Below are 15317 nucleotides of genomic sequence, written 5' to 3' on the forward strand. Positions count from 1 at the left end.
CACTCGAGGGAAAAGATAAAGACCATGCGTGTTACTGTTCAGCAACCGCCCACTTTGGCCCCAGGATATGTCCTGTTGACCTGCCTGGGAGATGTCCATGGGGCTATGGCAGATCTGAAAATCTGCCTGTTCACCATGGATCCGGGAGGGGCACGGTATCTTGATCCCTCCGGTCAAGGGGGCGAGGCTTGGGTTTCGGGGGAGCGCTGGTTCACACCGATCAAGGCTGAGCCCACGGAGGGAGGTGTCCTGGTCGAATTGGGGCCTGAGGTCACTTGGCACCTGCGGCCCCATGCCACTTACGGAATGCGTCTGGGAACCTCGCCCGAGACCGCTCGGGAGACGCGGTTTCCCTGGCCTCCGATCCGTCTCCCGTCCGACGCGCCGCCGCCCGCCCAGGCAGAGGAGGTGCCCAGCCCAAAATCCGTGGAACCCCCATTGCCACAGGAAGACAGTCGACAGGAGGCCTCCAAGGAGCTGTCCGACGGCGGGGATCCGGTCTCTTTTGGGGCGGAGGAGACTCCGTCGGACAGCGGGGTGGAAGAGAAGAAAGACAGCCCGGATATTTTCGTTGGCGAGCGGCCACCCTCTACCAGCGGTCGGTCGTCCCTTCCCCTGTACATCGGCCTTCTTGCGGTGCTGCTAATGGTTTGCGCCGGGGCAGGGTGGTGGTTTTTGGGGGGCGGATCGCAGGTTCCCGAAGGCCCCCAACTGGAAATGACCGTGGCGGGGGCGCGGGGCTACCTGAAGGACAATCCTCCGGCCCAGGATGCCGCCGAAAAGGCGGCCTTGTTCGACCAAGCGGGCAGTCCTGATGGGGCGTTCCTTTTGCGCCTCTACGCCGCACGAGGGGGAAACAGTCAGGCCGCCAAGGTCCTGGGCAAGCTCTATGATCCGGCCCACTTTACGCCCGGTGGCGTCGTCAAGACCGCTAACGGGGATCAGGCGGCGGATTATTATGAGCAGGCCGCCAAGGAAGGGGATCCCGAGGCGATGACCGCCCTGGCCAACCTTCTGAGGTCTGGCTTGACCACGCGATCGGACGCGCCAGAAGCCGCCGTCTATTGGGATAACGCCGCTGCCAAGGCGCGGGCAACGGCAACCGGGAAGCCCAGCCCATGAAAAAGTCTCTCGCCCTTCTTTGCCTCCTTCTGTCCTGCGCCCAAGGGATGGTTTTTCCAGCCCTGGCGCAAGAGCGACATCCCCTGTTGATCGAGGGAAAAAAGGAGCTCTATCAACGGGTCCTGTCCCGACCGGGGGCCAAGTTGACGGGGGCGGCCGCGGGAGTTGCCGAGGAGTTGGAGGCTTTCACTCCCCTCTATGTGTACAGCCGAAGGGGGGACGGCGGGGTGCCCGCCCTGTTGGAAGTGGGCTCGGACACAAAGGGGACGGTCCTTGGATACCTGCCCGAAAAGGATACCGTGGAGTGGAACCACGCCCTTGTCCTGGCCTTCTCCCAGCCCATTGGGCGGGGGCGGACGTTGTTTTTCTCCCAATCCAAGGATCTGGAGGAGTGGGAGGATGCGCCGGATGGGGCGGCCAGGGCCGAGGCCGTGCGTCAGGCGGTTGATGCGGGAACCCTGGATCCGAAGTCCCCGGTTATCGCCATCGAGCCGTCGGAATACGTCGATTTCGAGAAGAATTTCTACATGCTGCCGGTTCTGTCTGCGGACCGGCGCCGTCTGCCATCCGGATTTCGCGTGCGCAACGTGGAAGTGGCGGGCGTGACCCTGGCGGAAGACCAGGACACCCGCGAACAGAACAAGCCCCTGAAAAGACGCATGAATAAGAGTATGGCGGATTTTCGCGCCGGGGTGGTCTTCATCATCGATTCCTCCAGTTCCATGGGCCCCTACATCAACCGGACCCGGGAGGTGGTCTCGCGGGTCCTCAAGCGGATCGAGGGCGAAGGGTTGGGCGACAAGGTCCGCTTTGGGTTGGTTGCCTATCGGGATGATCCGACCAAGGTGAAAGGGATTGAATATCTGACCCGCACCTTTGCCGATCCGAATGTCACCACGGATGCCGCAACCTTCCAGAATTTCGTCGCGCCCTTGGAGGCAACGGAGGTGTCAACCCGGGCCTTTGCCGAGGATGCCTTTTCGGCCATCGATACCGCACTGAACGATATCGATTGGAGTGGCTTTTCCGCCCGCTATCTGATTTTGGTGACAGACGCCAGTGCGCGGGGGGCACGGGAGGAAACCGTGGATGGCAGGGTTGTCCCGCCATCGGCCACGGGGCTGGACGTGACCAGCGTCAATCAATTGATCCGAAGCAAGAAAGCGGCACTCTATACATTCCATCTGAAAACCCCCCAGGGGAAGGCCGACCATGACCGGGCCGAAGCCCAATATCGTATTTTGAGCCGCTATGAGAACGCGCCGTCCTTGTATTATCCCGTTGAAGCCGGCGATGAGGCGGCGTTCGCCAACGGGGTGGAGACCTTGACGGAAGCCCTGGTGGAGCAGATGCGGGAGGCTGAAGCCATCAATAGCCCCGCCCCTCCGCCGCCGGAGGCTCCCCCGGAGCCCCCTTCCAACGGGGTCGATTTGGTCAAGTCGGCGCGCATGATCGGCCGAGCCATGGCGCTTGCCCACCTGGGGCGGCTCGAGGGGGCCAGCGGTCCCACCATGTTTCGGGCTTGGGCTTCGGATCGGGATTTCACCAATCCGGACACGGCCACCTTTACCGTCCGGGTTCTGTTGAGCAAGAACCAACTTTCGGATCTGCAAAAGACCCTGCAATTGACGGTCGAAGCCCTGGAGCGCGGGCAGATCGATCCGGATAATTTCTTCGACCAACTCCGGTCCGCTGCCCTCTCTGCGGGACGGGATCCGAGCCGTGTGGGTCAGGGAACCGCCCGCAACATGGAGGAAGCCGGACTTGTGTCCGAGTATCTGGAAGGTCTGCCCTACCAAAGCCGTTTGATGTCCCTGACCGAAGACGATTGGCTGGCCATGGGTGTTGGAGAGCAACAGGCCATTATCGATGAGAGTTACTCGAAAATCCGCCTGTATCAAAAGTTCCACGATGACAGTGATCGCTGGATCGCCCTCAATAAGGGAGCGGAGCCAGGAGATATGGTCTATCCGGTTCCTATCGATATGCTTCCTTAGAGTGCTCCGAGATCACGTTGGGCCACGTCTTGGCCCAACTTGGCCTCGAAGGCATTCCAAATGTATGGGATCAGAGGGAAGGCGAGGCGTGCGGCATGGAACACGAGCGGGACGGGGACCAGGATCCCGTAATCGTCATCGATGGATTGGTCTCTGGCAAGGGGGATCGGTTCCAGGTGCAGGTCCGTGACTTCACGGTCTCCGCCGGGGAAACGGTTGCGATTGTCGGGAAAAGCGGCAGCGGAAAAAGCACCATTCTTGACACGGTTGCCGGGATCCTCCGGCCCCTGGATCCGGGGCATTTCCATGTGGGGGGCGGTGGTCGTCCCCTCGTCGATATGGCGGACCTTTGGAAGAGGGACGACCGCAAGACCCTGCGGGCGGTCCGGGCTCGCCATGTGGGGTATGTGTTGCAAACCGGTGGCCTCGCCCCGTTCCTTTCCATTGCGGAGAATATTTCCCTGCCCCTGTGGCGGGACGGAGGGAGCGATATCGACCGTGTCCGGCGGCTGATGGCAGTCTTGGGCATCGCCCATTTGGAACGCAGCTTGCCCCGTCACGTGTCCGTCGGGGAACGGCAAAGGGCGGCCATCGCCCGGGCTCTGGTCAGCAAGCCCGATATTGTCCTGGCCGATGAACCAACAGCCTCCCTCGATGGCCCCCTGGCGGAGAGTACCATGTCCTTGCTCACCGGTCTCGCCCGGGCCGATGGGATCGCCCTGGTCCTGGTCACCCATGACCAGGATTTGGCCCGGCGCCATGGCTTCCACATTGTCCATTGTCGCTCTGAAACGGAGGGGCGGTCCGTGCTGAAGGGGGAGGGGCGGGCATGAGGTCCACTGTTCGGGGGCCCGGTGTTTGGTGGTATGTGGTCCGCATGGCCTTGAAGGAACTGGGGGGAGAGTGGCCCGTTTCCATTGCTCTCTGCCTGGCGGTGACGGCTGTTGCCGCCCCCCTTCTCGTCCTTGGTGGACTGCATAATGGGGTGATTGGCGGTATTCTTGGAGGTCTGCGAGACGATCCGGGCGCCCGGCTCATTCGGTTGCAGGCCACGGGGTCGGCCCGTTTCGGCCCGGACTGGTTCGCCGAGGTGGGCGCTTGGCCGGAGGTGGGCTTCCTGTCCCCGGCAACGCGGTGGGCCGCCACCCAGGTCGAGGTTTTCGACCCGTCTGGGCATCGGGAGGCGCGGGCGTCCCTCTTGCCCACCGCACCGGGTGATCCCATCCTGGCACCGGAGGCGCCGCCGATTCGGGCAACCAAGGAGGTGGCCATCAGTGCGGACTTGGCGCGAGCCCTCGATGTGGCAGAGGGAGGAGGCGTTCTGGTGGAGGTCACGCGCAAGCTGAACGGTTTGGGCCAGAGCGTCGCGGTCCCCTTGACAGTGGTGTCCGTTGCACCCGCTGCCAATTTCGCACGGAACGGTATCTTCCTGTCCCTGGATCTCTTGGAACAAATTGAAAACTACAAGGACGGCTTCGGTGCCCCTCTCCTTGGGGTCGACGGAAAGCAGGCGCCGCCCCGGACCCACTATCCCGATTTTCGTCTTTACGCCCGATCCGTTGACACGGTTATGGGGCTGATGGAGCGGTTGGGAGCGGCGCCCTATTCCCTGAGCCTGCAAGCCGAAACGGGGCGGATTGGTTTCGCCATGGCTTTGGACCGGAACCTGGGTCTTGTCATCGCCGCTGTCGGAGGCTTGGGCGTTTTTGGGTTGTTTGGTGGGGTGGCAGCCATTCAGTGGAGCATGGCTGCCCGTCGGCGCCGCACCATCGCCATTCTGGGGTTGATCGGCTATCGACGGGGCAATCTGATTGCCCTTCCAGTGATCCAGGCCTCCGCCCTGGGTTTGCTGGGAACCTTGGGCAGCCTGGGCGGCGCCTTCGCCATTCAAGGGCTGATCAACCGGCGTTTGGGGGAAACCCTGTTTGCCGCACATGGGGGGGTGCCCTGCGATATCTCCCTTTCCTTGGCGCTCGCTGCTTTTGCGGCAATTCTGCTGATATCCGTCGTTCCCGCTTTGGGGATTGGAGTCCATTACTCAACCTTGGAGCCCGCCAATGAAATACGGGAAACTTAGTCTCCTCGTCGCCGTTGGCCTGACCTTGGCTATGGGACTCGCCCGAGCCGCCGAACCGTCTTGGCCTAAGGAGTCCTACAATCGGAAGCCGACAAAGGATGATCTGGTCCTGCCCATGCCCTGTGGCGGGGCCATGGTGTTTCGTCCGGTGGATATCCCTGGCGGGGATGTCTTTGCCGATCAGAAGGTCATGTTGGGTGGCGGTCGGAAGGAGCGGGCGTTCATCGAAAACCCCCATCCGGGTTATGTCGGTGGGACCTTCGAGGGTAAAGATTCCTGGCGCTACTACCTCGCCAAATACGAACTGACGGCGGCCCAGTACCAAGCGTTGACGGGCGCTTGCCCTGACCCCAAGGACATGGATCTATGGCTTCCTCAGGTGAATATCACACCTGCGGAAGCCATGGGATCGGCGGAGAAGTATTCCGTCTGGTTGTTCGAAAATGCCCAGGACGCCCTCCCTCGGGAAGGAGAGAGCCTGGGGTTCATTCGCTTGCCGACGGAAGTGGAATGGGAATACGCGGCCCGCGGCGGCGCAAAGGTCGGGCCTGCAGACTTCGCCGCCCCCCTTCCCCCCATGACAGGCCCAGCAGCCGGATACATCTGGTATGATGGAACGGACTCGGCTGATCGTGAACTCCAACTGGTGGGGCTACTGGAGCCCAACCCCCTCGGATTGCACGACATGATCGGAAATGCGGCGGAACTGGTCGACGGGGTTTTCCACTTGAACCGGGTCGGGCGGCCCCACGGTCGCGCGGGCGCTTATATCAAGCGGGGGGGGGATTATCGGACCTCCCTTCAGGCCATGCATTCGGGCTTGCGTGAGGAATTTACCCCCTTCACCAGAAAGGGGCTTCGGCGGGAAAAGACGACGGGAACCCGGTTCTTACTGGCCGCTCCGACCCTATCGAGTGACGACCTGTACAAAAAGCTGCAAGCCGAGTGGGGTGGGCTGTCAGAGCAATCCCGGGTCGCCTTGGGCGAGGAGCAGTCCGATCCCCGAAAGGAGTTGCAGACTCTGTCGGAGTACACAAGCGCCCTGGATTTTCCCGAGAAGGAGGAGGTGAAGCGGCGTTTGATGAACCTTGTCGGTGTCCTGGACGCAAATATCGCCACCCGTAACGAGGAGCGGGACCGTGTCGCACGTGAGATGCTGCGCGTTGCCGTCTTTGCCGCCGGGCGATTGCCAAAGGCCCTGGATAGTGTCCAGACTTGCGAGAAGTTGATGGCGCTGAACCCGGAGCAATACAAGGACCGGTGCGACAGAGTCCAGACCGATACGAAGTTCGATTCGGACTATTATCTGGATCATCTCACGCAGTTCTTGTCCGAATTTCCCTTGGGTCTCATCCTGAAGCAGGCTGGTGCCCTAGGGGCCGACCTCCGGTCCAGAGGAATGGTGGAAGCGGAAGGGCGGGTGCCAAAGGTCGTTGAAGACTTGAAAACGCTGGCTGAAAAGGGAGCTGCGGCGCGCGATTCTATTATCGAAGGCTGGGGGCGACCGTAGTATTGGAGCGGAATGAGGAAAACTGTGCAGCGGTTTCCCGTCTCATTCCGCTCTAACCATATGATCTGAATCATATGGAGCGGTGCACAGGTTTCTAAACCAATTGCCTTGTCGATCTGCCCGTGGATAGTGTTGTTCTTCGGTTGATGGAGCACCAATTGCTTTTTGGATGGAGGGAATGGGGATGGTCATGCGGTGGGGGCGGAATAGCATCGTGGTTCTGATGGCAGTGGCTTTGGCGGCTTGCCAAACCACCGGGGGTAGGACGTCCTTTGCAGAACAGGACAAGCCCCAGTATGCCATGACGGCAGCTGAAAAGCAGTTGGAAGACGACAATGAAATCTATAACGACACAATCCTGGGTGGTGCCGCAGAGGGGGCTCTGAAGGGGGCGCTGTTGGGTGCTGTCATTGGCTTGGCCACGGGTAACCTTCGAAACGCGATGATTGGTGCTGGAGTGGGCGCCATTGGCGGTGGCGTCGTCGGCGGGCTGGACGGGTACATGGTCGCCAAGAAGCAGGAAGCTGCTCGGAAGAAAGTCCGGGAAATCATGCTGGTTACCGAGGATGTCGAAAAGGAAAACGATAACCTCAACAGGTCTATTGCCAATATGGATGTGGTCATTGATCAAACCCGGTCGAGCCTTGAGAAGAGCCGTGCGGACTTCAAGGCCGGTACGGCGACTGTGGCCGATGTTCGGCGCACTGAGGATCGGGTTGAACGGAACCTCGCGTCCATGGGGGACCTGATTGATGGTATGGAAACCCGGAACAAAGAATATGCAGAAATCTCCAAAGCTTTGAAAAAACAAGGTGAGGACACCACAAAGATTGATGCCGAAATTGCGAAAGCCAAGGAACAAATTGCCCAGAAGAAAAAAGAACGGAGCCTTCTGGAACAAGATTTGGAACAAGGTCGCATTGGCTAGAGTGAAATGGGATCAGCTTGGAACAAGTTGGCCCCATTTCACTCTAATTATATAGAGTTTAGAGTGCCTTCGAGGCCAAGTTGGGCCGCAAAGTGGCCCAACTTGATCTCGGAGCACTCTAGGCCCAGGCTGGCCATAGAGTCCTATAAAGTCTATATGGACGTGAGGCGAGACCAGATTGACCCAAACTGATCCAGTTTTACTCTAGGAAAGGGGACAGGACTCCATGAAAAACGGATTGTACAAGGGCGTTCTTCTGAGCGTCGCCTCTCTGATTCTGGCGAGTTGCAATAGCACCTATAGTCGTGAAAAGGCGGACCTGACGATGGGTGGGGGGCAGTCCTACCGTCTTCAGCAAGCCCAACAAAGGCTCGATGAAGCAAAGGCCAAGAATGTGTCTCTCCGCGAGGAACAGGAAATGGCTCGTGCGGAGTTGGCCGACCTCCAGTCCCAACTGAAAGCCGTACAGACGCGGCGGGCTGCTCAACTTAAGACTTTACAACGGGCACAATCAGGCAATCGGATCAGCGCCGAGCGTGCCGCGTCGTTGACCCAACGGGTGGACGTGGCGTCGGATGACTTTCTGAGCACCGCTTTGGAGCTTCAATCAGCCCAGGCGCGGGGTGCGGATCAAGAGGTCAAGCAGAAAGAAGCGGAATTGGCAAAATTGCGCAAGGAATTGGCCGCTTTGGACCAGGAAATCGCCGTTCTGCAATAATCAGGGTCTGGACAAGAAGGGACTGCCTGGATCCGGTAGGAAAGCATTGGCTTGGTGAATTCACGGTATACGGCCGTGTACCGTATTTTCGGGCGATAGCCCAAGCCCATTTGGGGGCGATGCCCCCAAACCCCCATTTTTCTTTTAAGAATAACAGCTTGGGGTCTGGGGCCTTTCGGCCCCAGTGGGGGACGGGGCAAAGCCCCGTGACGGGAAAACAACCTTGTCGTGAATAAGAAATAATACTCTAGATCAATAAGTTGAACATCGAGTGGACCAGAAAAACTGGTGCCCATTTTTTCGCTCCATGCTCTAAGAGTATGTTTTATATCGCTTTTATGAGGAAGGTCGGCCTCCCGAAAGCGGTCCTACCCAAGGGGAAACCCAACCTCTTCCATACCCATGTGTGGGATGTCGATGTATAAGGGGGGGCCAGTTTCCCCTTCTGTCTTGGGCTCCGGCCCCTGTCGCTACCGATGAGTTTCCGTCCATGTTCAAAACGCCATCCTCCACCCCGCCATCTGGCCCCACGCCACAGAGGGGGGCAGCCTACGATCCTGCAAATCCACCAAAGGGATCGCTTGAGGGGCTGGTGACGGGGTTTGCCAAGGCCTTGGTGGGGGGATCCAGGCGCCGTCCTGGACTTGTCCTGCTTATGGGGCTGCTTTTGATGGCTCTGTCGGGCTGGGCCATTGCCACGCGCCTGGGCATTAGCACCGATACCAACGCCATGCTCTCCCCAGACCTGCCCTTCGAGCGGAACCATGCCCGCTTCCTGGAGGCCTTTCCCGAGTTGGGGGGGGATTTGATTGTTGTCGTTGATGGTCAAACTCCGGCCCTCGTGGCCCGGGCCTCGGATAGGCTGGTGACGGGCCTCCGTGCCCAAAAGGCGCTGTTTGAAAACGCGATAGACATCGCCGGGCTCCCTTTCTTCCGACGGGAGGGCTTGCTTTACCTCCCCGAGAAGGAGTTGGAGCGGCTGTCCGTGACGCTGACCCGGGCACAACCGTTCATCGCAGGGCTTTGGGCCGATCCGTCCCTGCGGGGGCTGGCCAATGTCATGGAGCTTGCCTTGGGACATGGTGGTGAGGCTTTGGCCCAGGCGGGAGAGGGGAATGGGGCCTTCACCCTCGCGCCAGTCCTGGACGCCATGGCCGAGGTCACGGCAGCCACGGCACGGGGGGAAAGCGCGCGTATGGCCTGGTCTTCGGTGCTGGGGGCGTCCCAGGCGACGGGGCGGCCCACGCGGCGTTTCATTTTGGTTAAACCCATTCTCGACCACGCCTCCTTGGCCCCTGCGGCCAAAGCGATCAGCGCCATTCGAGAGATCATTGAGGCCGGAAATTTGACTCCCGCCCATGGCGTGACCGTAAGGATCACCGGGTCTGCGGCCCTGGCCCAGGAAGAGCTGACCAGTGTACGCACCGGGATGGATCTGGCCGGGATTGTGACCTTGACCCTGGTCTCGGTCCTGCTGGCCATTGGACTGGGCTCCGGGCGCCTGATCGTCGGGACCTTTTGCACCCTGGTGGCGGGATTGCTGGTGACTGCGGGCTTCGCCACCCTGGCGGTGGGAACGCTGAACTTGATTTCCGTTGCCTTTGCCGTTCTGTTCATCGGCCTATCCGTCGATTTCGGAATTCATTTCGGCCTCCGCTATCGGGAAGGGCGCGATAACGGGCTGGAAAATGATCAGGCCCTCGACCAAGCGGCCCAAGGGGTGGGAGCCCCCCTGTTTCTGGCGGCTCTCTGCGCGGCCATTTCCTTCCTGGCCTTCCTGCCCACCGATTATCTCGGACTGGCCCAATTGGGCTTGATTTCCGGGGTGGGCATGTTCATCGCCTTCCTTGCAAACCTGACCTTGCTGCCAGCCCTGCTGACGGTCCTGCCGGCCAAAGCGCGGACCACCTTCCGCCACCGGGATCGCGCCGGGAGCAGCCTTGCCCAATTTCCCAGGCGCCATCCCCGGGGTGTCCTTTTGGTGGCCGCTCTGCTCGCATTGGCCGCCCTGGTCCCGGCCAGCGCCACCCGGTTCGACTTCGACCCCTTGAACCTGCGGGATCCCCATGGGGAAGCCATGGCCACCCTGCTGGATGTCATGGGGGATCCGGGCATTGATCCCTATTCCATTGATGTGCTGGCCCCAAACCTGAAGGAGGCCGCCCGCTTAACCACGGCCCTGGAGGCCCTGCCCGAGGTGAAGGGTGTGGCGTCCCTCCCGGCCCTTGTCCCGGAGGACCAGGACGACAAACTTCTGCTGATCGAGGATTTGGCCTTTGTCCTGGGTCCCTCCCTCTCCCTAAAGCCCTTGCCGCCCCCCTCTTCGGCTGAGTTGTCTGCCGCCCGGGACCGCCTGGCCCGGACCCTGGCCTTGGCGGCGGGGAGTAGCGACAAGCCTGCGCCCCCGGGGACCTTGGCCGATGCTGCGGGGCGTTTCGCCGCAGCCTTGGCCTCCATGCCGGCAGATACGGCGCTGCTGGATGCCCTGGATGCCCGCCTGATGGATGGGTTGACGGACCAGTTGGCCCTGTTCCGCGATGGTCTGAATGCCACGGGGGTAACCGAGGACGATATTCCTCCGGCGCTGCGCAGCCGCTATCTTTCCGAAAGTGGAGCGGCCCGGTTGGAGGTCTTTCCCCGGGCTGACCTGCGCAATCAGGCGGCCTTGGAAGCTTTCGTCGCTGCGGTGCGCAAGGTGGCGCCCGAGGCCACCGGTGCTCCGGTCCTGATCCTGGAAGCGGGCAAGACGGTCATGGGGGCCTTCCTGCAGGCTGGGGTGATTGGCTTGGCTCTGGTCATCGCCTTACTCTATCTGGTGCTGAGGTCGGTGCGGGTTGTCGTTCTGGTTCTTGCTCCGGTTGCCTTGACGGGGCTGTTTACCCTGGCGGGATCGGCTCTCATCGGCCAAGCCTTCAACTTCGCGAATGTGATCGTCCTGCCCTTGCTGGTGGGGTTGGGCGTGTCCGGGGGGATTCATGTGGTGGGGCGGGAGCGTCAGGAGCATGATGCCGTTGAGGCCTTGGACAGCAGCACGCCCCGCGCCGTTGTCTTCAGCGCCCTGACGACGATCGGATCCTTTGGCTCGATCGCCCTGTCCAGCCACCCGGGTACGGCGAGTATGGGCGTTTTGCTGACTCTGTCGATTTTTCTGGGCCTGTTGTGCACCCTTGGCATCCTGCCTGCCCTGTTGGCCTATTGGCCCACCCGCTATGCCTTTCTCAAGGCGGACAGCAAGGCGGAGAGGTCTTAGGTCGCGACGGCCCGAATCCCCCCTCAAAAAAAACACCCCGCTTCAGGTCCTCTGAAGCGGGGTGTTCTGATGGAAGGGCAGGGCGTTATTGGCTGAGCAATTTGTCTGCTTGGGTGTTGAGTGCCTCGGTCAAGCCTGAAAGGCCCTTGGTATTGAGAATGTTGGCGTATTCAGACTTCTTCACGGCCATTTCGCTGACGGTACCCTTCAGAAGAATGTCTATGATTCGCCAGTCACCGTCTTTTCCCTGGTTCATGACGTAAGTCAGGGCAACCGGTTCGTCTCCGGGGGCCGCGATCTGGGTTTTGACAAGGGTCGTGCCCCGGGGACCGGGGTCCGTGCCCAGGGTTTTGAAGGCTTGGCCCGACCACCCCTTGAACCGCTTGGCATAGGTGGCCACACTCATATGACCAAAGGCCTTGGCCATGGCAGCGCGATCGGCGTCGTTGGCGTCGCGCCAAGCCTTGCCCGTTGCCCGTCCGGCCATGTTCGAAAAATCAAAAGCCGTCTGCGCGGCCTTGTCGATCAAGGCGTAACGACCGGTGATCCCCAGCGTCTTGGCGTCCTTCATCGCCTTCAGAAGGACGGAGTGGTATTGCTCGACCGCCGATTCGGGCGAGGCCCCTCCCCCATTTGCGGCAAGGACCGAGCCAGGTCCGGTCATGATGAGAGGAAGGGAACAAATCATTGCGGCCAAGAAATGACGGCGCTGCATATCGGTCTCTTTCATTTTTTGTATCGGCAGGGTTACTAAGGAGGCAAGTCTGCACTATAGGGAGGGAATTAGGCGGCATTTTGGCAACTCCGCCGACGGATTGTGGTCGTTGGCTGCGGAGAAGTCAGGCTTTTTCATTGCCGAAGAGCCCTGAAACGCGTAAGACTTTTCTCAAGGGCACGCGTCCGGAAGGGCGGAAAGGATCCCGCTCAATAAGACTTGAATTGACTTGGGGGCCGTAACTGGGTCGGCGTATGGGCGATCCAGGGAATCGATACAGACTGGCATTTTATCAACCCGCCGAACCACTCTTTGAATGGAATTACGATGAGCAATCCGATCACTGACATCACGCGTCGACTGGGGGACCGATTTGGGGGCTTTTCGCGTTCCGGGATCGCAGCGATTGCCTTGATGTCCCTGACCGCTTGCGCCAGCGTTGACGCCGAGGGGACCGGAGGCCAAGTGGCTGCGGCCGAACCAGCCAACGATATGGCCGTTGAGGATGAGGCTTTGGTCAGCGATCCGCTGGAGCCCTGGAACCGCTATGTCTTTGCGGTCAATGACGTGGTTTATACCTTCGCCCGACCCTGGATCGCACCCTACATGGTGCTACCGGACGAGGGTAAGGACACCGTCAACAATTTCCTGCATAACTTGAAGACGCCGGTAATCCTGTTGAATGACTTGTTGCAGGGCGATATGGGCCGGGCTTGGACCACGGTGAAGCGCTTTGGCATCAACACGACCTCCGGTGTGTTGGGCTTGGTTGACGTTGCCGAAGAATACGGTATGCCCAAGCACGAGGAAGATTTCGGACAGACCCTGGGAACCTGGGGAGTGGGCGATGGCCCCTATCTGGTGTTGCCTCTGTTGGGGCCCTCCAACCCCCGCGATGGCATTGGCCGGGGTGTTGATACCGTCACAGACCCGTTGTTCTGGCTGACCGGTGGCGCCGCCCAGGCGTTCAGCGGAGGGCGGATGTACGGCACCTTCTCCAATGAATATGGTCGCCGGTCCGGTGAAATGGACGCTCTTCGCCAGTCCTCCTTGGACTATTACGCGACGATTCGTAGCCTCTATACCCAAATGCGCCGCTCCAAGGTCCAGAACATCGAGGGAGCGAAGGCTCAGAACGCGGAAGTGGATTACTTCTCGCAGACAAACTGATCGAAACACCCTCGGCAAGAGGCTGTTACAGGACGGTCGGAGAGAGATCTCCGACCGTCTTTTTGTTGTCGCGTGGATTCTTTTTGGATTGCCACAAGAAAACGGGGCGCTCGAAGGCGCCCCGTTCCTGCATGGCCCGGTCCTGTGGGCCCCTGTGCTTGGCTGCGTGGATTAGAAATCCATGCCGCCCATGCCGCCCATTCCCCCCATGTCGGCGGGAGCTGAGGCCTTCGGCTCGGGCCGATCGGCGACCATGGCTTCGGTGGTGATCAGCAGGCCGGCCACGGATGCGGCATCCTGCAGGGCGCAACGGACCACCTTGGTCGGATCGATGACACCGGCCTTGACCAGATCCTCATACGCTCCGGTCTGGGCGTTGTAGCCATAGTTGGAGTCGGTGGACTCCAAAAGCTTGCCGGCGACGACGGAGCCGTCGGTCCCCGCATTGGCCGCGATCTGACGGACCGGAGCCTGCAGGGCGCGACGGACGATGTCGATTCCCACCTTCTGGTCGTCATTGGCCGGGGTGAGGCTGTCCAGGGCCTTGGTGGAATACAGCAGGGCGACACCGCCACCGGCGATGATGCCTTCCTCCACGGCGGCCCGGGTGGCATGAAGGGCGTCGTCGACGCGGTCCTTCTTCTCTTTCACCTCGACTTCGGTGGCGCCGCCGACCCTGATCACCCCGACTCCGCCAGCCAGCTTGGCCAGGCGCTCTTGCAGCTTCTCCCGATCATAGTCGCTGGTGGTGTCTTCAATGTTGGCGCGGATCTGGGCGATCCGGGCCTGAATATCGGCCTTGTCCCCGGCCCCATCCACGATGGTGGTGTCGTCCTTGGTGATCGTGACCGTTTTGGCGGTACCGAGCATGTCGATGGTGACATTTTCGAGCTTGATGCCCAGGTCTTCACTGATGACTTGCCCCCCGGTCAGGATGGCGATGTCTTCCAGCATGGCCTTGCGGCGGTCACCGAAGCCCGGCGCCTTGACCGAGGCCACCTTGAGGCCGCCGCGCAGACGGTTGACCACCAGGGTTGCGAGCGCTTCGCCTTCGACATCCTCGGCGATGATCAGCAGCGGGCGACCGGATTGGACGACCGTCTCCAGCACGGGAAGCAGGGGCTGCAGGCCGGAGAGCTTTTTCTCGTGGATCAGCACATAGGGATTTTCCAGCTCCGCGACCATTTTCTCGGAATTGGTCACGAAGTAGGGGGACAGGTAACCCCGGTCGAACTGCATGCCTTCGACCACGTCGAGTTCGGTCTCCAGTCCCTTGGCTTCCTCGACGGTGATGACCCCCTCGTTGCCGACCTTTTCCATGGCCGTGGCGATGATCTGGCCGACTTCGGAGTCCCCATTGGCGGAGATGGTGCCGACCTGGGCCACTTCAGCGTTGGTCGAAATGGCGCGGGAGCGGGTTTTGACATCCTCGATGACGGCATTGACCGCCATGTCGATGCCGCGCTTCAAGTCCATCGGGTTCATGCCGGCGGCAACGGACTTCACCCCTTCGCGGACGATGGCCTGGGCCAGCACGGTCGCGGTGGTGGTGCCATCTCCGGCCAGATCCGCCGTCTTGGAGGCAACCTCCTTCAGCATCTGCGCGCCCATGTTTTCGAACTTATCTTTGAGTTCGACTTCCTTGGCGACGGAGACACCATCCTTGGTGATACGGGGAGCGCCGAAGCTTTTGTCCAGGACAACGTTGCGGCCCTTGGGACCCAGGGTCACCTTGACGGCATTGGCCAGGGTGTCGACGCCTTTCAACAGACGGTCGCGGGCGTCGGCGGAAAATTTCACTTCCTTTGCGGACATGGACTCAGTCTCCCC

Annotated in this window: 11 protein-coding genes; 9 read left to right on the plus strand and 2 right to left on the minus strand. The window is 60.7% G+C overall.

Going from position 1 to position 15317, the window contains the following annotated elements:
* The first annotated feature begins 24 nt into the window (after window positions 1–24).
* The 8 genes from ACLIRY_RS07905 (at window position 25) to ACLIRY_RS07940 (ending at window position 11602) form a co-directional block, all read left to right on the plus strand.
* The gene (locus ACLIRY_RS07905; RefSeq protein WP_413204837.1) at window positions 25–1122 is read left to right on the plus strand and encodes a hypothetical protein; all 1098 of its coding nucleotides are present in this window, start codon (window positions 25–27) and stop codon (window positions 1120–1122) included.
* Window positions 1119–3119: a vWA domain-containing protein gene (locus ACLIRY_RS07910; protein ID WP_413204838.1), complete on the plus strand. Its 2001-nt coding sequence runs from the start codon at window positions 1119–1121 to the stop codon at window positions 3117–3119. The genes ACLIRY_RS07905 and ACLIRY_RS07910 overlap by 4 nt, the downstream gene beginning before the upstream one ends.
* Window positions 3120–3214: 95 nt before the next feature.
* Window positions 3215–3952 (plus strand): ABC transporter ATP-binding protein, encoded by a 738-nt coding sequence (locus tag ACLIRY_RS07915; RefSeq protein ID WP_413204839.1) that lies wholly within the window; start codon window positions 3215–3217, stop codon window positions 3950–3952.
* A complete protein-coding gene (locus ACLIRY_RS07920) occupies window positions 3949–5196 on the plus strand; it encodes an FtsX-like permease family protein (RefSeq protein ID WP_413204840.1) in 1248 nt (415 codons plus the stop codon). Before ACLIRY_RS07915 ends, ACLIRY_RS07920 begins: the two co-directional genes overlap by 4 nt.
* Window positions 5177–6706 (plus strand): formylglycine-generating enzyme family protein, encoded by a 1530-nt coding sequence (locus ACLIRY_RS07925; protein ID WP_413204841.1) that lies wholly within the window; start codon window positions 5177–5179, stop codon window positions 6704–6706. Before ACLIRY_RS07920 ends, ACLIRY_RS07925 begins: the two co-directional genes overlap by 20 nt.
* A 178-nt stretch (window positions 6707–6884) precedes the next feature.
* Window positions 6885–7634 carry a hypothetical protein gene (locus ACLIRY_RS07930; RefSeq protein ID WP_413204842.1) on the plus strand — a complete coding sequence of 250 codons (750 nt, stop codon included), beginning with the start codon at window positions 6885–6887 and terminating at the stop codon, window positions 7632–7634.
* Window positions 7635–7860: 226 nt separating this feature from the next.
* Window positions 7861–8352, plus strand: coding sequence for a hypothetical protein (locus ACLIRY_RS07935; RefSeq protein WP_413204843.1), 492 nt, complete (start codon window positions 7861–7863; stop codon window positions 8350–8352).
* A 490-nt stretch (window positions 8353–8842) separates the two neighbouring features.
* Window positions 8843–11602: an MMPL family transporter gene (locus ACLIRY_RS07940; protein ID WP_413204844.1), complete on the plus strand. Its 2760-nt coding sequence runs from the start codon at window positions 8843–8845 to the stop codon at window positions 11600–11602.
* An 85-nt stretch (window positions 11603–11687) separates the two neighbouring features.
* Here the strand turns inward: ACLIRY_RS07940 and ACLIRY_RS07945 are convergent, their stop codons facing one another.
* The gene (locus ACLIRY_RS07945; protein ID WP_413204845.1) at window positions 11688–12332 is read right to left on the minus strand and encodes an ABC transporter substrate-binding protein; all 645 of its coding nucleotides are present in this window, start codon (window positions 12330–12332) and stop codon (window positions 11688–11690) included.
* 312 nt (window positions 12333–12644) lie between these two features.
* Here ACLIRY_RS07945 and ACLIRY_RS07950 point away from each other — a divergent pair, with 312 nt between their 5' ends.
* Window positions 12645–13487: a VacJ family lipoprotein gene (locus ACLIRY_RS07950; protein WP_413204846.1), complete on the plus strand. Its 843-nt coding sequence runs from the start codon at window positions 12645–12647 to the stop codon at window positions 13485–13487.
* A gap of 171 nt (window positions 13488–13658) precedes the next feature.
* Here ACLIRY_RS07950 and groL read toward each other — a convergent pair whose 3' ends face one another.
* Complete coding sequence (gene groL, locus ACLIRY_RS07955) at window positions 13659–15302, minus strand: chaperonin GroEL (RefSeq protein WP_413204847.1); 1644 nt, start codon at window positions 15300–15302, stop codon at window positions 13659–13661.
* Window positions 15303–15317 lie beyond the last annotated feature (15 nt).

Origin of the sequence: Rhodospirillum sp. A1_3_36 (assembly GCF_047263945.1) — a bacterium.
In the GTDB taxonomy this organism is placed as follows: Bacteria; Pseudomonadota; Alphaproteobacteria; order Rhodospirillales; family Rhodospirillaceae; genus Rhodospirillum.